The sequence below is a fragment of the Bacillus pinisoli genome (assembly GCF_023036475.1).
Taxonomy (GTDB): Bacteria; Bacillota; Bacilli; order Bacillales; family SA4; genus Bacillus_BS; species Bacillus_BS pinisoli.
In genome coordinates this window covers 1-18,709 of the sequence record NZ_JAJQKI010000020.1, presented here as the reverse complement: position 1 = coordinate 18,709, position 18,709 = coordinate 1, and the positions used below count along the sequence as shown (strand labels likewise).

Annotated in this window: 22 protein-coding genes; 8 read left to right on the top strand and 14 right to left on the bottom strand. The window is 36.0% G+C overall.

From position 1 onward, the window contains the following. Window position 1: 1 nt before the first annotated feature. From pstC to LT143_RS18910, 5 genes are all read right to left on the bottom strand, one after another. Complete coding sequence (gene pstC, locus LT143_RS18930) at window positions 2–955, bottom strand: phosphate ABC transporter permease subunit PstC (protein WP_246945880.1); 954 nt, start codon at window positions 953–955, stop codon at window positions 2–4. A gap of 126 nt (window positions 956–1,081) precedes the next feature. Next, window positions 1,082–2,056 (bottom strand): PstS family phosphate ABC transporter substrate-binding protein, encoded by a 975-nt coding sequence (locus LT143_RS18925; RefSeq protein WP_246945877.1) that lies wholly within the window; start codon window positions 2,054–2,056, stop codon window positions 1,082–1,084. Between the two features lie 213 nt (window positions 2,057–2,269). After that, complete coding sequence (locus LT143_RS18920) at window positions 2,270–3,559, bottom strand: MFS transporter (protein ID WP_246945874.1); 1,290 nt, start codon at window positions 3,557–3,559, stop codon at window positions 2,270–2,272. A 140-nt stretch (window positions 3,560–3,699) separates the two neighbouring features. Then, window positions 3,700–4,311, bottom strand: coding sequence for a superoxide dismutase (gene sodA / locus LT143_RS18915; RefSeq protein WP_246945871.1), 612 nt, complete (start codon window positions 4,309–4,311; stop codon window positions 3,700–3,702). Between the two features lie 135 nt (window positions 4,312–4,446). Continuing rightward, on the bottom strand, window positions 4,447–4,929 hold the full coding sequence (locus tag LT143_RS18910; RefSeq protein WP_246945869.1) for a DUF456 domain-containing protein: 483 nt from the start codon (window positions 4,927–4,929) through the stop codon (window positions 4,447–4,449). 78 nt (window positions 4,930–5,007) lie between these two features. Here LT143_RS18910 and LT143_RS18905 point away from each other — a divergent pair, with 78 nt between their 5' ends. After that, window positions 5,008–5,772, top strand: a complete 765-nt coding sequence (locus LT143_RS18905; RefSeq protein WP_246945867.1) for a DUF1189 domain-containing protein — start codon at window positions 5,008–5,010, stop codon at window positions 5,770–5,772. 112 nt (window positions 5,773–5,884) lie between these two features. Further along, window positions 5,885–6,262 carry an ArsR/SmtB family transcription factor gene (locus LT143_RS18900; RefSeq protein WP_246945865.1) on the top strand — a complete coding sequence of 126 codons (378 nt, stop codon included), beginning with the start codon at window positions 5,885–5,887 and terminating at the stop codon, window positions 6,260–6,262. Between the two features lie 11 nt (window positions 6,263–6,273). Here LT143_RS18900 and LT143_RS18895 read toward each other — a convergent pair whose 3' ends face one another. Further along, window positions 6,274–6,906: an NfeD family protein gene (locus LT143_RS18895; RefSeq protein ID WP_246945863.1), complete on the bottom strand. Its 633-nt coding sequence runs from the start codon at window positions 6,904–6,906 to the stop codon at window positions 6,274–6,276. A 249-nt stretch (window positions 6,907–7,155) separates the two neighbouring features. Between LT143_RS18895 and LT143_RS18890 the strand changes: the two genes are divergently transcribed. Together LT143_RS18890 and ispG are read left to right on the top strand one after the other, a co-directional pair. Then, a complete protein-coding gene (locus LT143_RS18890) occupies window positions 7,156–7,491 on the top strand; it encodes a hypothetical protein (RefSeq protein WP_246945861.1) in 336 nt (111 codons plus the stop codon). Between the two features lie 117 nt (window positions 7,492–7,608). Further along, entirely contained in the window at window positions 7,609–8,697 is a 1,089-nt protein-coding gene (gene ispG / locus LT143_RS18885; protein WP_246945859.1) for a flavodoxin-dependent (E)-4-hydroxy-3-methylbut-2-enyl-diphosphate synthase, read from the top strand. Window positions 8,698–8,731: 34 nt separating this feature from the next. Here the strand turns inward: ispG and LT143_RS18880 are convergent, their stop codons facing one another. Beyond that, complete coding sequence (locus LT143_RS18880) at window positions 8,732–9,178, bottom strand: DUF4190 domain-containing protein (protein WP_246945854.1); 447 nt, start codon at window positions 9,176–9,178, stop codon at window positions 8,732–8,734. A 159-nt stretch (window positions 9,179–9,337) separates the two neighbouring features. Here LT143_RS18880 and LT143_RS18875 point away from each other — a divergent pair, with 159 nt between their 5' ends. Next, window positions 9,338–9,919, top strand: coding sequence for a hypothetical protein (locus LT143_RS18875; RefSeq protein WP_246945852.1), 582 nt, complete (start codon window positions 9,338–9,340; stop codon window positions 9,917–9,919). Window positions 9,920–9,968: 49 nt separating this feature from the next. On the opposite strand, the gene LT143_RS18870 is transcribed toward LT143_RS18875, so the two are convergent. The 3 genes from LT143_RS18870 to LT143_RS18860 are packed head-to-tail and all read right to left on the bottom strand — an operon-like array spanning window position 9,969 to window position 11,982. Continuing rightward, the gene (locus LT143_RS18870; RefSeq protein ID WP_246945850.1) at window positions 9,969–10,379 is read right to left on the bottom strand and encodes a Fur family transcriptional regulator; all 411 of its coding nucleotides are present in this window, start codon (window positions 10,377–10,379) and stop codon (window positions 9,969–9,971) included. Beyond that, the gene (locus LT143_RS18865; protein ID WP_246945847.1) at window positions 10,376–11,215 is read right to left on the bottom strand and encodes a metal ABC transporter permease; all 840 of its coding nucleotides are present in this window, start codon (window positions 11,213–11,215) and stop codon (window positions 10,376–10,378) included. The genes LT143_RS18870 and LT143_RS18865 overlap by 4 nt, the downstream gene beginning before the upstream one ends. Then, on the bottom strand, window positions 11,209–11,982 hold the full coding sequence (locus LT143_RS18860; protein WP_246945845.1) for a metal ABC transporter ATP-binding protein: 774 nt from the start codon (window positions 11,980–11,982) through the stop codon (window positions 11,209–11,211). The genes LT143_RS18865 and LT143_RS18860 overlap by 7 nt, the downstream gene beginning before the upstream one ends. Before the next feature lie 139 nt (window positions 11,983–12,121). Here LT143_RS18860 and LT143_RS18855 point away from each other — a divergent pair, with 139 nt between their 5' ends. Beyond that, the gene (locus LT143_RS18855; protein ID WP_246945842.1) at window positions 12,122–12,376 is read left to right on the top strand and encodes a DUF2624 domain-containing protein; all 255 of its coding nucleotides are present in this window, start codon (window positions 12,122–12,124) and stop codon (window positions 12,374–12,376) included. 172 nt (window positions 12,377–12,548) lie between these two features. Here the strand turns inward: LT143_RS18855 and LT143_RS18850 are convergent, their stop codons facing one another. Further along, window positions 12,549–13,436, bottom strand: a complete 888-nt coding sequence (locus LT143_RS18850; protein ID WP_246945839.1) for a deoxyribonuclease IV — start codon at window positions 13,434–13,436, stop codon at window positions 12,549–12,551. Window positions 13,437–13,460: 24 nt separating this feature from the next. Next, complete coding sequence (locus tag LT143_RS18845; RefSeq protein WP_246945837.1) at window positions 13,461–14,771, bottom strand: DEAD/DEAH box helicase; 1,311 nt, start codon at window positions 14,769–14,771, stop codon at window positions 13,461–13,463. A gap of 195 nt (window positions 14,772–14,966) precedes the next feature. On the opposite strand from LT143_RS18845, the gene LT143_RS18840 reads away from it, so the two are divergent. After that, window positions 14,967–15,554, top strand: a complete 588-nt coding sequence (locus LT143_RS18840) for a YqfQ family protein (protein ID WP_246945834.1) — start codon at window positions 14,967–14,969, stop codon at window positions 15,552–15,554. 173 nt (window positions 15,555–15,727) lie between these two features. Then, entirely contained in the window at window positions 15,728–16,669 is a 942-nt protein-coding gene (locus LT143_RS18835; RefSeq protein WP_246945831.1) for a 4-hydroxy-3-methylbut-2-enyl diphosphate reductase, read from the top strand. 77 nt (window positions 16,670–16,746) lie between these two features. Here LT143_RS18835 and LT143_RS18830 read toward each other — a convergent pair whose 3' ends face one another. After that, window positions 16,747–17,868 carry a Nif3-like dinuclear metal center hexameric protein gene (locus tag LT143_RS18830; RefSeq protein WP_246945828.1) on the bottom strand — a complete coding sequence of 374 codons (1,122 nt, stop codon included), beginning with the start codon at window positions 17,866–17,868 and terminating at the stop codon, window positions 16,747–16,749. Next, complete coding sequence (locus LT143_RS18825) at window positions 17,861–18,580, bottom strand: tRNA (adenine(22)-N(1))-methyltransferase (protein ID WP_246945825.1); 720 nt, start codon at window positions 18,578–18,580, stop codon at window positions 17,861–17,863. Before LT143_RS18825 ends, LT143_RS18830 begins: the two co-directional genes overlap by 8 nt. Window positions 18,581–18,709 lie beyond the last annotated feature (129 nt).

Genomic DNA, 18,709 nt, shown 5'->3' with positions numbered 1-18,709 from the left:
TTTAATATTCCTCCCTGAACTTACGAGAGATATACTGAGCTACTAAATTCATAATGAGCGTGAAGACGAACAAAGTCATCGCTACTGCATATAAACTGTAGTACAAAGTAGATCCAGCTGGAGCATCTCCACCCGTTACTTCTACGATATAAGCAGTCATTGTCTGCATTGATTGAGTGATATCAAATGTGAAATTTTTAGAGCTTCCACTTGCAATGGTTACAATCATCGTTTCACCAATTGCACGTGAGATCCCTAATACGAAGGAGGCGATTATACCAGACATCGCCGCTGGAATTACGACTTTCCATGTAACTTCTAATTTAGTTGAACCCAATCCTAAAGCTCCTTCTCTCATAGCATTAGGAACAGAACTCATTGCATCCTCAGATAATGAAGCTACCATTGGAATAATCATGATTCCCATAACAATTCCAGGACTTAGAATATTTGTTGGCTCAAGTCCAGGTATAATAGCACGAAGCAGAGGCGTTACAAATGTGAAGGCAAAGAACCCGTAAACGATCGTCGGAATCCCTGCAAGTATTTCTAACATAGGCTTTAATACTTTTCTAACATTATTGGAAGCATATTCACTTAAATATATTGCTGTCATTAAACCAACTGGAATGGCAACTACCATTGCAATTGTAGAAGAGATGATCGTCCCAGTTAAAAGTGGAAGAACTCCAAATTGAGCATTCTCACCAAGTGGTTTTAATACTGTACCAGTAAAAAATTCTAAAAAAGGTATTTGCTTGAAGAATTCAATAGTTTCAAATAATAATGTGAAGATAATGCCAATTGTAGTAAGTATCGATATAATTGCAATCGTAAGTAAAAGTTTTGGCATTACTTTTTCTGTAATCGTTGTAACGTTTACAGATCGTTTATTCTGTTCAATTAATTCCCTAACGCTGGTTTTATCTTTATCTTCAACCATGGATTTTTCCATTTTAAAGCCCCTTTCATCCTTTACCATATCTCATATGTAAGGACATTTATTACTATAAGTAAACAGCTAAGAAGATGAGAAGCTACAATGAGTTCTCATCTTCTTTACCTATTCAATACTAACGGATTATTTCAATGCTTCTAATTCTGCAACAGAAGCTTCTAGTTCTGCATCAGTTAATGGTGCAAATCCAGTAGCAGCCGCAACTTCAGCAGCATTCTTCATAGAGTAGATCGCATAGTCTAAAACTTGTGGTTTTTGCTTTGCATTAGCTACATTTAGGTATGTGTATACTGGACGTGTGAAGTTAGCATATGCTCCATCTTCTTTAATTGTATCAAGAGATGGTTCAATTGGACCATTACCAAAGTCAACATTTACAGCAGTTAATTTATCTTGGTTATTTACATAATATCCATATCCAAAGAAAGCAATCGCATTTTTGTCTTCTGAAACAAGATTTACTAATGTAGAGTAATCTTGTTGTAAGTTAATACCTTGGACTAAGTCTTGCTCTTCAAGGATTTTTTCAAAGAAGAACTCATAAGTACCGTGGTTTTCGTTTGGACCATAAGTCTTGATTTCTTCAGCTGGGAAGTCAGCACGAACATCAGACCATAACTTCTTACCAGCGCTAGCTAAAAAGATATCCTTAACTTCTTGCTCAGTTAGATCTGTAGCCCACGTGTTATCTTTGTTAATTACCATTGTAATACCGTCTAAAGCTACTTTTAATTCTTTCACTTCAAGTCCAAGCTCATCAGCTGTAGCTTGTTCTTCTTCTTTAATGTGACGAGATGCGTTGTTAAAATCAGTTCCACCTTCAGCCACTAAGAACTTTTTAAAACCAGCACTTGTACCAGCACGACTTACTTCTACAGAAACACCTTCTTGTTCATTAGTCATATAGTCCTCAGCCATTTTAGCCATGAAAGGATATACAGTACCTGAACCATCAATTACGACACTGCCTTCTAATTCAGCGTTTTCAGACCCAGCTTCACCTTCAGCACCTTCTTCAGTACCTCCGCCACATGCTGTAGCAAATGCCATTAATGTTCCTACTACTAAAAGTAAAAGTAAGCTTTTTAAGCTCTTCATTCCGTAATTCCCCCTAAAGAGTTTGGTTTGTTTTGTCCTACAGTTATAAGAATAGTACTATTGTATTAATCTTGTTTTAATGAATTGTAAAGGTTTTGTAAATTTGTGTGGAAAATTGTAGGCTATGATCAATACAAGTTGGTACAAGTAGTATTTGTTAGCATCAACCTTTTGATTCAAACATTAAAAAAATTGACACCGAGGTGCCAATTTTTATACCGTCGAACCACCTTCTCCGTCTGCTAATTTCCGTTCGGAAATGGTTGACTTATAGGTTGATTTATCTCGATCTTCCCTTTTAATATCAACATGCCTGATAAAGAAATATATCATGGCATGACCAGCCCCTAGTATACAAAGTAGAACTGGTATACTCTTTTCTTCATCGAAAAACGTAATACTAAAAAGAAAAGTTAAGATGGAAACAAACCTTCCCATATTGAGGAACAACTCTCTTACAACAATATATTCAATCCTCATCTTAGCAGCGTTCCACCCTTGTCCAATTACATCATAACTTAATGACATATAGGGTACCAACAGTAAAGGATACGCAATTGCAATCACCACTGCATATATGATTAATCGTGTGTAGGATAAGTCAAAGACGATGAGGAAAATGGCAGCATATAATAATAATCCACCAATAAGAATTGACTTTTTCCGATGCTTTTCTTTTATCGTTCTGGTGATAATGTAGTAACCAAAAAAGGCAACAACCGAATTTACTAAACCAAATTTCCCCAAGGCTAGTTCACTGTTTGTTGTAATAAATACAAATACAGAGATCATGAAGATAAACGTTCCTTCTCTTAGACCTTGAAAAAAGTTAGCGTTTGTTACCATCCTCCAATTCCGGTTGTTTGATCGTTCTTTTATGATCCGTATAAATTCAAAGTTTCCTTGTGCAGGTCTTCTTTTGAGAAACAAGCTTAGTACTACTGCGCCTGAGAATAATATGAGTGATATTGTAAAAATAACCGAATATCCCGTAAACTTTTTCATATTAGATATGATAAATCCTGCTAAGATAGGACCTATCATACCAGCAAACGAGCTAAGGAGGCCTAAAAATCCATTAAAGAAATCCCGTGTTTCTGGCTCTGTAATTTCAAATGTTAACACGTTAAACGCAAGCCAGTAAAAACCATAACCAATACCAAGAATCCCACCTAACAGTACGAGAAACTCAGAAGCACGGTCTCCAATAAAAAGAACGGTTAAAAAGAATAGAGCAAGTGATGACACCCCTAACCTTAAAACAATGACCCGATCTATTTTTTTAGCCCACCTACCAGCCAAAATGAAAGTAAGCGGTTGGAGAGTAACAATCGATAAATTGTAAATGCCTATGTCTAAAAACTGACCAGATTGTTTCCACAGATAAACATTTACAAATGTATTAGATAAAGCAATGCTAAGCGCATACAATCCGCCTATTGTTAATAGTAGGATTAAATCTTTGTTGACCTCTACATCACCTATAACCTTTTTTAATTTCATATCCTTTCTCCCCTTTTTGTATGTTTACTATTTTCTCTCAGAAGGGAGTCAGATATGTAAAAGAGGAATTAGCTAATGTTTCCATTAGGCAATCTGTAGACTAAAAAAACGACACACCCATGTGTGTCGTTTTATCAGCATTACTTAGCTGCAGTATATCTCTTAGAAACCTCATCCCAGTTAACAACATTCCAGAATGCAGAAATGTAGTCAGGGCGACGGTTTTGGTAGTTTAGGTAGTAAGCATGCTCCCATACGTCTAAGCCAAGAACAGGAGTTTTACCTTCCATTAATGGAGAATCTTGATTTGGTGTGCTTGTTACTTCTAGCTCACCGTTGTTAACAACTAGCCAAGCCCAACCTGATCCAAAACGTGTAGCTGCTGCTTGTGCGAAAGCTGCCTTAAACTCATCAAGGCTACCAAACTTAGCATTAATTGCATCAGCTAGTTCGCCAGTAGGCTCTCCGCCACCATTTGGAGACAGAATTGTCCAGAACAAGCTATGGTTTGCATGTCCACCACCGTTGTTACGAACAGCAGTACGTACATTCTCAGGAACTGCATCTAAATTAGAAACAAGCTCTTCAACACTCTTGCTTAAAAGCTCTTCGTTTCCTTCTAGAGCATTATTAACGTTTGTTACATAAGTGTTATGGTGCTTAGTGTGGTGGATGTTCATTGTTTCCTTGTCGATATGTGGCTCAAGAGCATCATATGCGTAAGGTAATTCAGGTAATTCAAATTTAGCCATAGTAATTCCTCCTAAGATATGTATATTGAACATTTTAAAATGCTCAGCTTGAATCTAGATTACCAAATTAATCCGCTTGTATCAAATAATAAGTTCAACACCGTAACTATTATGTCCATTATTTAATTTAAGATGTTACAGTACCACAATAAAAAAATATACAAGCATGATTACTTGAATGATAAATTTAGCAAGGGTACTGCTTAGGAAACCAATTACTGATCCCGCTCCAACCTTTACTGCTTGCGTAAAGCCTTTCCGCTCTATCAATAACTCTGCTAGGATCGCCCCAATAAATGGGCCTAGTAAAATTCCTGCAAATGGAATAATAAATGGCCCTACTAACAACCCAATGGTACTTCCCCAGCCTGCTGCCTTTGAACCTCCGAATTTTTTTACTCCAATAAGATTACCTACATAATCAGCCACAAATAATAGGATGATCAATAAAACCTGAAAGACCCAAAACCATAATCCTAATCCTTCAAATGTAAAGAAAAATCCATATAAGACAAAACCTGCCCCAATAAATAAGACGCTTGGTATAATGGGAAAAATTAAACCAACAAAAGAACCAATGAAAAGAACAATAATAAGGGACCAATAAAAATATTCCATACGATGACCTCCTAATTTCTTGTTAATGAAGATATGCTCCGTTAAAATGTATGATGTAGATTAAAGGAGGAGCAATAAATGAACATCATACAACAGTGGACAAAAAGTTTGTATTCACCAAAGGATATTGCTAGGTTTCGTTTTCAAGGCATTGGCAAAACCATATTATACGTTTTTGTTTTGACACTCTTGTCAATCATACCTTCTTCAATTTATAACAGTATAGATATTGTAAAGGCCGTGAACGACTTTGATGAAATTATTGATACAACTTTACCGTCCTTCACTATAAAAGATCATAAATTAAGTTCACCTGTCCAAGAACCCACCGTTTACAATGTAAACGGAACGTATGTGTTATTTGATCCGACTGGAGAATGGACAGCTGATGAATTAGACAAGTATTCAAACAGTATTGGCTTCTTTTCAACCGAAATTGCCTATCACTCTAATAATTATACACAAGCATTACAGTATGAAATGCTTGGTGATCTAATCTTAACGAAAGAAACTTTAACAGAATATATGGATACTTTTTCTGATATCCTTCCGATCTTACTGAGTTTAATCATCTTAGCTTCTTATTTATTCTCGGCCGGCATAAAATTCTTGGAAATATCTATATTTGCCCTGTTCGGTCTAACATTATCTAGTATGGCTAAGAAAACGATTGAATACCGACGACTCTGGGTGTTAAGTGCTTATAGTATTACTTTAGCAGTAACTTTTTTAATGGCCATGGACCTCTTTAAGGTCAACGTTATTGCCCCATATTTTGTATACTGGTTTGTTACGTTATCCATATTGTACCTTTCACTGAAAGAAATACCAGTTAAAAAGTAAGTCAAGTCTCCTTATTGAGGAGGCTTTTTTCGTTTAGTTGCCACTTGTGTGAAAATCCCAACTATTTTATAATTAATTTAAATCAATTATTTTTGATTTAGGAGTGAGAATGATGAAGGAAATACCTGTTCATGATCTTTCAAAACAATCTCTGTTTGAAAAGTATGAAAAACAGTTTAAAGCTCTAGCTGACCAGAAAAGACTTCAAATTATGAATATCTTAACCGAAAAAGGTTCTGTGTGTGTTTGTGATATGACTGAGTATATTGAGATGCCTCAATCTAAATTGTCCTACCACTTGAAAATTCTGCTGGATGCTAATATTATTCACAAAAAAACAGAAGGTACATGGAGTTACTATAGCCTTAATCAGCAAGAAGTAAATCATTTGTTGTCTGAAGAGCTTTGTTGTTTATTTAGACCTGTTCCAAAGGCCTCCAAACAAGTCTTGCATGGGCAAGTATCCGAAACGGATGAAAATTGCTGTTAAAGGGTTGAGAGTTACTCTCCAACCCTTTTAATGACAATCCTTGTTCCCTCTACTTTCATTACTTCTACTTTCACTTCACTCTCTATCCATTCTCCATCCGAAATAGCACTGTAATGCTTCCCGTCTATATCAATTGTTCCAACTGGACGAAAAGGTGTAACGGTTATTCCATTCTTCCCAATTAAACTGACATAGTCTGCGCTAACAGAATTATAACCTTGTTCTGACGTTAATCGGTCCTTCAAAGCAATTTTTGACCACATCTCTCTACTTGGAAGTACTTTCAAAAATAAAGGTGATAATAAAGCTCCTACAATTAAACCAAAACCAGAAAGCACTCCATATAGAATAGTTGGTGCGGGGATCACAACAGAAATAACCATCAGAATAATCCCGACTACTGCCAGAGTTCCATCATTAATAAATTTCCCGTCAATAAATACGAATAAAAGCCCGGCAACATATAGTGATAATATGAAGATAAAATTGTCACCCGTATTGTGAACTGTAAAATAACTAGCAATGAACACTAATCCTATAACTCCAAATACACCTTTTGCTTTGACAAGCATTTCTCCTGCCAACAATAAAGTAGCAAGTAGTAAAATCAAGAAACCCACCGAGGGAATAAATAAGAAATCCACATGATCACTCTCCTTCTATTTAACACAAGGTTAACAATATATACGTTTCCTTTGGTAAAAAAGTTTCTATCTGCAAGGCTCTTTTCTAAGATTTTTTTGCTTTTGAAACTAAATTACTAAAAAATCTCCCTTCTAATACTATAAAACCTAGTGATTATTGTTTAGAAGCCTTATTTTTAATAAATAATTCGAATATTTTCATAGGACAAGCCATATAGATTAGTAATTATGTGAAAAGTAGGTGTTCGAATGAAACAACTTTCAGTATTACTATTACTTGCTCTTGTTTGCTATAGTATATATTATGATGTAAGCAAAGGAACCTTACCCGTTGGAAATGTCAGCGCAGCCTTTGCTCCCCAAGAAGTAGAAGTAGAGACTAACAAAGAAAAAAATAATCATTATTTAGTGGTAAAAGTCAAAGCTGGTGATACGGTATTATCTCTTGTTGAACAAAATCAGAAAGGAAGTCTCCCTGTAGAAATTTCTAAAGTTATAGCTGACTTTAAAACATTAAATGAAGGTGTCTCACCAGAGAAAATTCAGATTGGAAAAGAATATAAGGTCCCTCTTTATTCACAATGAGATAGTCAAACTACTTGTATTTGTTTAAGTGAGATTGTTACAATAGATTTGGCTTATATTTAAGTTAAGCATAAAAATGGTTATGCCCTATATAACCTAAAGGAGCGATAAAAAGACATGGGTGAAATTGTACATCGTTCAAAAACACGCCCTGTTAAGGTTGGTAATTTAACAATCGGTGGTAATAATGAAATCGTTATTCAAAGTATGACAACGACAAAAACTCATGATGTGGAAGCAACGGTTGCGGAAATTTTGCGTTTAGAGGAAGCTGGATGTCAGGTTGTTCGTGTAGCTTGTCCAGACGAACGTGCTGCTAACGCAATATCTGAAATTAAAAAGCGCATAAATATTCCCTTAGTAGTTGATATCCATTTTGATTATAAACTTGCCCTTAAAGCGATTGAGGGTGGTGCAGATAAAATCAGGATTAATCCTGGAAACATTGGTCGTCGTGAAAAAGTAGAAGCAGTCGTTAACGCTGCAAAAGCAAAGGGCATCCCAATTCGAATTGGAGTAAATGCAGGCTCTTTGGAAAAAAGAATTATCGAGAAGTATGGCTACCCTACTGCAGACGGGATGGTTGAAAGTGCCCTTCACCATATTAAAATTTTAGAGGACCTTGATTTTCATGATATTATCGTCTCCATGAAGGCCTCTGATGTCAATTTAGCCATTGAGGCATATGAAAAAGCTGCCCGTGCATTTGACTACCCACTCCATTTGGGAATAACTGAGTCAGGAACTTTATTTGCTGGAACTGTAAAAAGTGCGGCTGGTCTTGGAGCAATTATTAGCAAAGGAATTGGAAATACAGTTCGTATTTCTTTAAGTGCAGATCCGGTTGAAGAAGTGAAAGTAGCTAGAGAACTACTTAAATCTTTCGGATTAGCAGCAAATGCTGCCACACTTATCTCCTGCCCTACTTGCGGACGTATTGAAATCGATTTAATTAGTATCGCAAATGAAGTAGAAGAATATATCTCAACCATTAAAGCACCAATTAAAGTTGCTGTTTTAGGCTGTGCAGTAAATGGACCTGGAGAAGCAAGAGAAGCCGATATTGGTATTGCTGGAGCTAGAGGCGAAGGACTTTTGTTCCGTCATGGTGAAATTGTTCGAAAGGTACCTGAAGCAACAATGGTTGAAGAGTTAAAGAAAGAAATTGATAAAATCGCAGAAGAAAAACTAAAGCAAAAAGCTTGACACATAAGTGTCAAGCTTTTTTAACTCTTATTGCCTAAAAGAACGGCAATACAAACATACCAACAATTATTGAAACTGCTCCTATACCAATTGCCCATGCTCCTAATGTAGTTGAACCACGTCTTCTAGCTATGAAACCGATGATGATCCCAGCTGCTCCCAAGATTATTGGCATCACAAATAACGAAAGAATAGATAAAGCAAGCGCAAGTCCTCCTATACCTCTTCCGCCCGTTACATCATCCACGTTAGTCTCGCTTGCAGTAAGGTCTCGATTTGCGTCCTCATCTACACGAGCTACTGTACGTGTCGTTTCTTGTTCACGACGATTAAAATCAACTATATTCGGTGCAACTTCTGCAGCATATTCCTCTCTAGAATATGGATCTACAGATTGCGCATTCGTGTTGAGTTCATCTTGATTTGCATCCAAGTTGGTTGCATTCTTTAGCTCATCATTTTGATTAAAATCATTTGCCATTACTGAATCCCTCGCTTTCCTTGGTTAAGGAGCATTTATTAGTATGGAGGGTTTTTCAATATTTATAGGTGTCAATATTTACAAATAACGTTTGTGGTAAGCAAATTAAATAATATGGTAAACTGAACATATGATTTTTTACCTAGAGGAGAAAAAGATATGTCAACTCACAAATTGGGAATAGATATCGATGGAACGATTACATGTCCAACTTCATTTATTCCTTATATCAATCGATCGTTTAATCTAAATTTATCATTAAAGGATCTTACTATTTACGATCTGTCCAAGATTATTGGAATATCCAGCAGTGAATTCAATAATTGGATGAAAGAAAATGAATCTGATATTTATTCCAATGCAAAGCTTGTAGATGAACACGTCATGGCCGTATTGAATAAGTGGTACGAAGAACACAAGCTCATTTTTATTAGCGCACGTAGTCAGGATTATCTTGATGTTACCCAAAACTGGTTCAGTCATACAAAAGTCCCGAATCACCATATTGAGCTTATCGGTTCACACAATAAGCTTGAAGCAGTAAAAAGACATGATATTGATGTCTTCTTCGAGGACAAACATGACAATGCATGTGATATCAGTGAAGAGTGTGACATCCCTGTTCTTCTCTTTAATACTCCTTATAATCAAGACCCTGTTCCTAAAAAGGTTATACGAGTAAACAATTGGCAAGAAGCGCAGAATTGGGTTAATTTTTACATTAATCATGAAAAAAATTAGCTGATATCCAAAATAAAAAACACACAAACGTGTGTTTTTTATTTTGCCTCTATAGACAAGTAGGACATCTTCCATAAATCTCAAACTTATGACCTGTAATATCATAACCAGCTAAATCGCTTTTCATAATATCCATCGGGCATGTCTTTATCTCTTTCGTTTCTCCACATTCCATGCAGATAAAATGATGATGATGTTCTCTTATACTACACGTGAATCGAAAATGTTTTTCACCTTCTAATTCAGTAGCTTCTAAAATTCCCATCTCAGCAAATAGTGATAAATTTCTATAAATTGTATCAAAGCTTAAACCTGGAAAATCATCTTTCATGTTTTCAAGTACATCTTTTGCGGTCAAATATTTATTTACAGATGCAAAAATTTTTAGCATCTCTTCTCTTTTATCGGTATGCTTATACCCTTTTTGCTTCATTAGATCTATTGCCTCTTGAACGTTCATCTTATTATCATCCCCTTTACCTTTTGCAACATGATCGTAAGCAATAAAATCATAACTGATAAAATGACAATCGTTCCACCAGGTGCTAAATCTAAAAAGTAGGATAACACCAAACCACCGATTACAGCCAGTTCACCAAAAATAATGGATAAAATGATCGTTTGTTTAAAACCCGTTGAAATTCTCATGCTTGCAGCAACAGGTAAAGTCATCAAAGAGGAAACAAGCAAGATTCCTACTACTCTCATAGAGGATGCGATAACAAGAGCTACCATAATAATAAAAATAAAATTTATGAGCTTTGTCTTTACACCTGAAGCAATGGCATGTTCTTCATCAAAGGAAAGGGCGAACAACTCCTTATACAACAAGGTTAAGACCAATAGTACCAAGATTGTTATTCCTAAAATAGTCCACATATCTGAGCGACTAACTGCGTTTACACTTCCGAATAAATAATTAAACAAATCAGTATTAAACCCATCTGCTAAAGAAATGAATAAAACACCAAGCCCAATTCCACCCGATAGAATGATCGGAATGGCTAATTCTTGGTAAAATTTATATAGTTTTCTTAGTTGCTCAATAAATAATGATCCCATAACCGAAAAAGTCATTCCCATATAAAGGGGATTAAGAGCATAAGCTCCCCATTTCTTCTCGAGTAGGAGACTAGCAGCAATACCCGCTAATGTAATATGACTTAGAGCATCTGCTATAAGAGCTAACCTTCTTACGACAATAAAAACTCCTAGTAGCGGAGCAATTATTCCAATTAATATACCGGCAATAAATGCATTTTGTAAAAATTCATATTGAAAAAGTGCTGTTAGCATTTGTCACAACCTCCATGATCATGAGTTAGAACATGAACATGATGATCATAAAATTCTGATAGTCGATCTTTTTGATTAGAGAATTCAAGAGTATCACCATGGAAATGCAGGTGACGATTTAAACAAGCAACGTGGCTAACTTTATCTGTAATCGTACCAACATCATGTGTAACTAGTAATAATGTAATATTTTTTTCTTTATTAATATGACCAAGCATCTGATAAAAGTTTTGAACTGTCTTTGCATCTACACCAACAGTTGGCTCATCTAGTATTAAGAATTCCGGTTCACTGACAAGTGCTCTTGCAATGAATACTCTCTGTTGTTGCCCGCCAGAGAGTTCTCCGATATTTCTTCTTTGAAAATCTCCCATTCCTACCGATTCAATTGCATCAATAATTTTCTTTCGATCTTGGTGATTAATCCTTTTAAATAGGCCTTTTTTAGAAACTAGGCCAGTTGATACGACTTCGAATACTGTTGCAGGGAAGCCTGTATTAAAACTGTTTGCTTTTTGAGAAACATACCCAATTTTGTACCATTCACTGAATTCCTTAAAAGGTTTCTCAAAAAGTCTTATACTTCCCTCAGACGGCTTTAAAAGCCCTAATATACATTTTAATAAGGTTGATTTTCCAGAGCCATTGGGACCAACTAACCCAATAAAGGCACCTTTAGGTATTTGTAACGTAATATCTTCCAGCACAAGCTGTTGATTATAGTAAAATGATAAATTTTTTATATCGACGATTGTCTGAGCTTTCATTTAAATCCACCCAACTTTAAGAATCATTCCGATTTAGTATACATGAGGTCATTTTTAAACACAAGCTAAATGAATTAATTCACTAATCACATAAAATAAAGTCCCTTCGTATAATAGGTATGAATAGAGGAGGGACATCATGAAATTACTAGAACAAATTGTAAACCAAAAATTAAATCGCATTACAAAAGAAGAATTGCTTAAATTAGCGAAAACCCATCACATATCACTTACTGGTCAGCAAGCAGACCAAGTAGTTACCCTAATAAGAGGAAAAAACATTAATATTTTTAATCCTACGGAAAGAACACGCCTCATAAAAGATGTTGCAAAAATAACGAGTCCGGAAGTGGCCAAGAAAATTAACAAGCTATTTCAGGACTTTATTGGATAGGATCTTTTCTTAAAAGTTTAATACAATGAAAATCCGATAGTCATTTTTAAAAAACATATTCAGATTCTTATAAACATAAGAAAAACGAGAGCAAACGCCTCTCGTTTTTTGTTTTAGGAGTTGTTCTATTTGAGTATCTTAGATTGCCTGTTAAGAATTCTCATTCGTTTATCTATTCTTCTTCGTTCATCCAGTTTTCATTAAATGTCTGGTTTTGTAGCATGTGAATTTCCGTTTTGTAAGGAGGCTTTTTATCCTTTTTATCTTCACCAATAAATGGAGTTTCAAGGATTTTAGGGATATTCACAAATGAAGGATGATGAACAATATAGTTAAGTGCTTGAAAGCCAATATGTCCAAAGCCTATATTTTCGTGACGATCCTTCGCTGCCCCACGTTCGTTTTTACTATCATTGATATGGAATACCTTTATTCGATCAATACCCACTATTTTATCAAATTCTTCTAGTACTCCATCAAAGTCATTGACAATGTCGTAGCCTGCGTCATGAGTATGACATGTATCAAAGCAGATTGATATCTTATCATTATGCGTAACCCCATCAATAATTTTCGCAAGCTCTTCAAAGCTTCTACCACATTCTGATCCTTTTCCTGCCATTGTTTCTAACGCAATCTGAACTTGCTGATTCTGATCCAGAACTTCGTTTAAGCCTTCAATAATTTTTTGAATTCCTGCATCAGCACCTGCACCGACATGGGCACCTGGATGCAACACAATTTGTCTTGCTCCAAGAGCTTCTGTTCTTTCTATTTCAGATCTTAAAAAGCGTACACCTAATTCAAACGTATCAGGATTTTGCGTATTCCCTATATTAATGATATAAGGAGCATGAACCACAATATCACTAATTCCGTTTTCTTTCATATGCTGCATGCCAGCTTCAATATTTAAGTCTTCTATTTTCTTCCGTCTTGTATTTTGTGGTGCACCTGTATACACCATAAACGTGTTTGCTCCATATGATACTGCTTCTTCACTTGCAGCGAGGAACATTTTCTTACCACTCATTGAAACATGTGAACCAATTTTAATCATGCTTGTTATCTCTCCTCACTAGTCCTACCTTTTTTTATTAGATTCTTTTTTCTGAAGTGATTTTTTATACTTTTGTGTTTGATCTTGAAGTTTCTTCTTATATCCAGGCTTCACTTTTTTAGGCTTTTGAATGAAACTCTTAGCTTTTTTATCAATCTCAGTTTGTTCTTTCTTTCTAGCTTTACGTTTTTCTCTTGGACCAATTTCTATCCACTCTTCATTCCTAACATCAATATTAGAGAATGCAATGCCCATTTTCTCTAGTCGATTTAAAGCATCTTCATCAGAAGGTTCGTAAATGGTTACGGCTACACCAGAAAGCCCCGCTCTTGCAGTTCGTCCAACTCGGTGAACATAAAAGTCGAGATCAGATGGAATTTCATAATTAATAACATGACTAATTCCTTTAATATCAATACCTCTTGCAGCTAAATCAGTCGCAACGACATATTGAAATTCAGCGTCATTAATTTGCTTCATCATTTTCTTCCGTTCACGAGGCGGTAAATCCCCGTGAATAATACCAACTGTAATACCATTTTCACTTAACTGATCAGCTACCATGTCAGCCATTTTCTTTGTATTTGTAAAAATAATGGCTAAATACGGATTAATCGAATGACAAACATCAACGAGAAGCTTTGACTTGTTTCTGTGTTTTAAAGGTATCAAATAATGGTCAATTTTCGCTGCCGTAACCTGCTTAGGCTCTACATGAGAATATCTTGGATTTTCCATATATTTCTTTAAGAAGGGTTTTAATTTTTCCGGAATCGTTGCTGAAAACACGAGAACTTGCAATTCTTCCTTCATCTTTGCGCTAATCTGATCGACATCAAATATAAACCCCATGTCTAACATTAGATCTGCTTCATCCACAACCATAGCATCAGCTGTATAGACAAGAAGAGCCTGCTCTTTAATTAAGTCATTAATTCTTCCAGGAGTACCCACAACGATGTGCGGCTGAGTTTTTAATCGTTCAATGGTACGCTGCTTGTCCGTTCCACCAATAAAGTTTTTCGCTGTAATTTCCGGATTAAAACGAATAACCTTTTGTACTTCCTCATAAATCTGCTGAGCAAGTTCTCTTGTAGGTGCGGTAATCACAACCTGTACCTCTTTACGTTCTGGATCAATCTTATTAATTAAGGGTAATAAAAAAGCATGTGTTTTACCAGTACCTGTCTGGGACTGTCCAATGACGCTCTCCCCTCTTAAGATTGCTGGGATTAATCTTGCTTGTATGTCAGTTGGCTGATAAAACTGTAGGTTTAATATAGCGTCTATGACAAACTCCTTAAATCCAAATTGATTAAATAATGTATGATTCATTGTTTCACCTCATGGGTCTATTTTTACATGGAAAATGTACTTAGTTTTTGTACTTATCTAACCACATCTATCTATTATAGTTTAACAGAAGCTCAATTTCCATGTATCAAGCCTAATTGTTAGATAGAATTCAAACATATTGCTACGTTTTGCATATTGTATATATGACTACGTGTATAGAAAGGGGGATTTTTTATGTTCCCGGGAGGACCAAGAATGCCGTTAGGTCCAATGAGTCGAATGAATAACTTTTCATCCTTTATGCCGATGGGCAGAGGAGTTCAAATGGGACAAATGCCTGCAAGAGGAGTAGGTGGTATATTAAGTCGTTTGTTTTCAAGACAGGGGGCAGGTGCAGCAGGTGCTTTTAATAGTTTCTCCGGGCAATCTGTTGGGCAAGGAACAGGAGGATTACTCTCTAATCTGATGGCAAACCCTGGAGAGATGCTTGCCAATGTCCAAAAAGCTGTTAATGTAGCTAATCAAGTAGGTCCGATGGTACAGCAATACGGACCCATGGTGCGTAATATACCTGCTCTTATTAAACTTTACAAAGAATTCAACTCAAGTGATGATGACTCCAGTGAAGATGTAGTAGAAGAAAAAGAAGTACCTATCGCTAAACGAGTAAAAACAAAAAATAAATCAAAAAAAGTAGCTGCCAGTAACCAATCAAAGAATACAAATGAAGAAAAAAAAGAGCCTACTACTAATCAATTAAAGAGCAAAACAGAAGAGAAAGTCATAAAAAAAGGTGTATCCAAACCAAAGATGTACATTTAAGACTACTTTCTCAAAATGTGTTGCCATCCGTAACAATTTTAACATCAGGTAGAGCGAATCATCCTTTTTTTTGTCACCTATGTCCTCATACTATATAATGAAGATGGAAGACTAAATGATAAAGTTCATTCATTCAATATAGAGTGGTTTTTATTTATAAGGGGGACAATATAATGGAAGTTCTAAAAATTGCACCGAGAGGGTATTGTTATGGTGTGGTGGATGCCATGGTAATTGCTCGAAATGCTGCACTGGATAAGACTCTACCGCGTCCAATCTACATTCTAGGTATGATTGTTCACAATAAACATGTTACAGATGCTTTTGAAGAAGAGGGGATCATTACCCTTGATGGACCAAACCGCCTTGAAATTCTAAGTCAGGTCGAAAAAGGCACTGTTATTTTTACCGCACACGGTGTTTCACCAGAGGTTCGACGAATTGCAATAGAAAAGGGACTTACAACGCTTGATGCAACTTGTCCTGACGTAACTGTGACACATGACTTGATTCGCTCTAAGAAAGACGAAGGCTATGAATTTATCTATATCGGTAAAAAAGGACATCCAGAGCCTGAAGGTGCAGTAGGTATTGCGCCTGATATCGTACATCTTGTAGAAAATGTTGAAGATGTTGAAAACTTAAACATTAAAACTGACAAGATTATCGTGACAAATCAAACAACGATGAGTCAATGGGATGTTCAAGATATTATGGAAAAAGTAAAAGAAAAATATCCTTATACTGAGGTTCATAAAGAAATTTGTGTTGCAACTCAAGTTAGACAAGAAGCAGTCGCAGAACAAGCGAAACAAGCAGACTTAACTATTGTGGTAGGAGATCCTAAAAGCAATAATTCTAACAGGCTAGCGCAAGTCTCTGAAGAAATTGCAGGTACTAAGGCTTATCGTATCTCCGATCTTTCAGAACTCGACTTAGCATGGCTTGAAGGGGTAAAGAAGGTTGCCGTTACAGCAGGTGCTTCCACACCAACTCCAATTACGAAAGAAGTCATTACGTTTTTAGAACAATATCATCCGGAAGATACAAACACTTGGAATAAGCAATCTACTATTCCTTTAAATAAGATCCTTCCAAAGGTTAAAACAAAATAGCATCCATGCGGATGCTATTTTTTCTATCTTATAATCTATAGCTTATCAAGTAGATCTAAAACTTCGGAAGGTAGCTACTATTTAAATTGGAATGGGTTTGTATTCGATTCTGCTAAATGTACGGTAAAATCATATTTTCGATTTATTTTTTCTCGTTGAAGCACATTAGCAACTCCTTCTATCATGACCTTCTCAATATGGTGACCTGGATCCACAATATTAAGACCTAACGCCATTGCTTCATGTGCAAAATGAAAATAAATATCTCCAGAAACGAAAACATCTGCACCAGCAAAATGAGCTTGATGTATGTATTTATTACCGTCTCCGCCAAGCACAGCCACTCTTTTCACTCGATCCGATAAATTACCGACTACTCGAACACCCTCTACTTGGAAAGTTTGTTTTACGTATTCAGAGAACTGTTCCAGGGACATTTCTTCTTCTAAACTTCCAATTCTACCTAAGCCAAACTCTTCCCCTGTATTGTCAATTGGATATAAATCGTACGCCACTTCTTCATATGGATGAGCCTTATGCATAGCAGCAATAATCTTCCTTTGCAGATTTTCAGGAAAGATGGTTTCAATTCTGACTTCTTCTACCTCTTCTAGTTGGTTTTGTGACCCTATATAAGGGTTTGCTCCTTCTTCAGGCTTAAACGTTCCTGTGCCCTTTGTATTGAATGTACAGTAGCTGTATTTGCCTATATGACCTGCACCAGCATTTCCAAGAGCAGTTCTTACAATCTGCTCATGACTCACTGGTACAAACACCACTAATTTTTTCAATACTGTTCTTTGTGTGGTTGACAATATTTTTATATCCCTTAGCTTTAGTGCTTCAGCAAGCAGATCATTAACTCCCCCGTTGGTAATGTCCAAATTAGTATGAGCAGAGTATACTGCGATATCATGCTTTATACACTTCTCAATAATTTTACCGGTCGCTGTATCTGTTCGTACATGCTTTATTGGCCTAAATATAGGTGGATGGTGAGAAATGATGAGATCAATATTTTTGTTGATGGCCTCATCGACGACATTTTCTAACACATCTAAGGTAACCATTACTTGTCGAATCGGTTTATTTAATGTTCCAATCTGAAGACCATATTTATCATTCTCCAATGCTAATGACATGGGAGAGAATTCTTCAAATATTTTTACCACCTCAAAGCCGTTTGGAGTTTTACTCATATAAATCCAACTCCTTTTGAACGTATTGAATATATTGTTCTAATTCACGCTTTTTGTCTTCTACTTCTTGTGAAGGACTAGCTGAATCTAACTGTAATAAGATTCTGTCCCAGTTCTTCTTTTCTAGTGTCCATTTCTTCTTAAAAACAGCACTGTGTTCCTTAAGTAAGAATGGTCCAAGAAGAAGTTCTTTGTTTAATTCCGCAAGCTGATATGGTTTAGAAGGTTCTCCTCTTTCAGCAATTAAGATTTCATAAATCTTATCGTCTTCTTCAAGGATCATCTCTTGTATAAGTTCCCAATTATTCTCTAATAACCATTTCCTAACCGAGACAGCTGAGATATTAGGTTGTAAAATCAACCTTTTTACGCCCTCAAGCTTATCCTTACCATGATCTAATATTGTGGCAATGAGAGCACCACCCATTCCACAGATTGTAATGGCATCTACTTCTCCTTTAGAGATGACCTCTAATCCATCTCCTTTTCTTACATCAATAGCTTTATGTAAATCTAAACGTTCTACCTGATTTTTGGCTGTTTGAAAAGGCCCCTCTACAACCTCTCCAGCTATAGCACTCGGTACAATTTCTTTTAAATAACAATAAATAGGAAGATAAGCATGGTCGGAACCGATATCAGCTAATGTATAGCCCTTCGGCACTGCTTCTGCAACTGCTTCTAGCCTCTTTGATAGTTTTAATTCATTCAAGTTCTTTCACCACTTTCAGGATCGTTCAATGCTTCTATACCATCATAATCTTAATACACGATGGTTTCAACTTCATCACTTATGGGTCGTTTAAAAATTCATAGTACTTAGAAAGTATCAATTTTTATT

What these genes read in the sequence shown, in the direction of transcription:
- LT143_RS18850 (WP_246945839.1), bottom strand. Translation starts at nt 13,436, where the DNA reads ATGATTAAAATTGGTTCACATGTTTCAATGAGTGGTAAGAAAATGTTC.
- LT143_RS18865 (WP_246945847.1), bottom strand. Translation starts at nt 11,215, where the DNA reads ATGCTAACAGCACTTTTTCAATATGAATTTTTACAAAATGCATTTATT.
- LT143_RS18855 (WP_246945842.1), top strand. Translation starts at nt 12,122, where the DNA reads ATGAAATTACTAGAACAAATTGTAAACCAAAAATTAAATCGCATTACA.
- LT143_RS18880 (WP_246945854.1), bottom strand. Translation starts at nt 9,178, where the DNA reads ATGGCAAATGATTTTAATCAAAATGATGAGCTAAAGAATGCAACCAAC.
- LT143_RS18905 (WP_246945867.1), top strand. Translation starts at nt 5,008, where the DNA reads ATGAACATCATACAACAGTGGACAAAAAGTTTGTATTCACCAAAGGAT.
- LT143_RS18920 (WP_246945874.1), bottom strand. Translation starts at nt 3,559, where the DNA reads ATGAAATTAAAAAAGGTTATAGGTGATGTAGAGGTCAACAAAGATTTA.
- LT143_RS18875 (WP_246945852.1), top strand. Translation starts at nt 9,338, where the DNA reads ATGTCAACTCACAAATTGGGAATAGATATCGATGGAACGATTACATGT.
- ispG (WP_246945859.1), top strand. Translation starts at nt 7,609, where the DNA reads ATGGGTGAAATTGTACATCGTTCAAAAACACGCCCTGTTAAGGTTGGT.
- LT143_RS18890 (WP_246945861.1), top strand. Translation starts at nt 7,156, where the DNA reads ATGAAACAACTTTCAGTATTACTATTACTTGCTCTTGTTTGCTATAGT.
- sodA (WP_246945871.1), bottom strand. Translation starts at nt 4,311, where the DNA reads ATGGCTAAATTTGAATTACCTGAATTACCTTACGCATATGATGCTCTT.
- LT143_RS18860 (WP_246945845.1), bottom strand. Translation starts at nt 11,982, where the DNA reads ATGAAAGCTCAGACAATCGTCGATATAAAAAATTTATCATTTTACTAT.
- LT143_RS18840 (WP_246945834.1), top strand. Translation starts at nt 14,967, where the DNA reads ATGTTCCCGGGAGGACCAAGAATGCCGTTAGGTCCAATGAGTCGAATG.
- pstC (WP_246945880.1), bottom strand. Translation starts at nt 955, where the DNA reads ATGGAAAAATCCATGGTTGAAGATAAAGATAAAACCAGCGTTAGGGAA.
- LT143_RS18900 (WP_246945865.1), top strand. Translation starts at nt 5,885, where the DNA reads ATGAAGGAAATACCTGTTCATGATCTTTCAAAACAATCTCTGTTTGAA.
- LT143_RS18910 (WP_246945869.1), bottom strand. Translation starts at nt 4,929, where the DNA reads ATGGAATATTTTTATTGGTCCCTTATTATTGTTCTTTTCATTGGTTCT.
- LT143_RS18870 (WP_246945850.1), bottom strand. Translation starts at nt 10,379, where the DNA reads ATGAACGTTCAAGAGGCAATAGATCTAATGAAGCAAAAAGGGTATAAG.
- LT143_RS18925 (WP_246945877.1), bottom strand. Translation starts at nt 2,056, where the DNA reads ATGAAGAGCTTAAAAAGCTTACTTTTACTTTTAGTAGTAGGAACATTA.
- LT143_RS18845 (WP_246945837.1), bottom strand. Translation starts at nt 14,771, where the DNA reads ATGAATCATACATTATTTAATCAATTTGGATTTAAGGAGTTTGTCATA.
- LT143_RS18835 (WP_246945831.1), top strand. Translation starts at nt 15,728, where the DNA reads ATGGAAGTTCTAAAAATTGCACCGAGAGGGTATTGTTATGGTGTGGTG.
- LT143_RS18830 (WP_246945828.1), bottom strand. Translation starts at nt 17,868, where the DNA reads ATGAGTAAAACTCCAAACGGCTTTGAGGTGGTAAAAATATTTGAAGAA.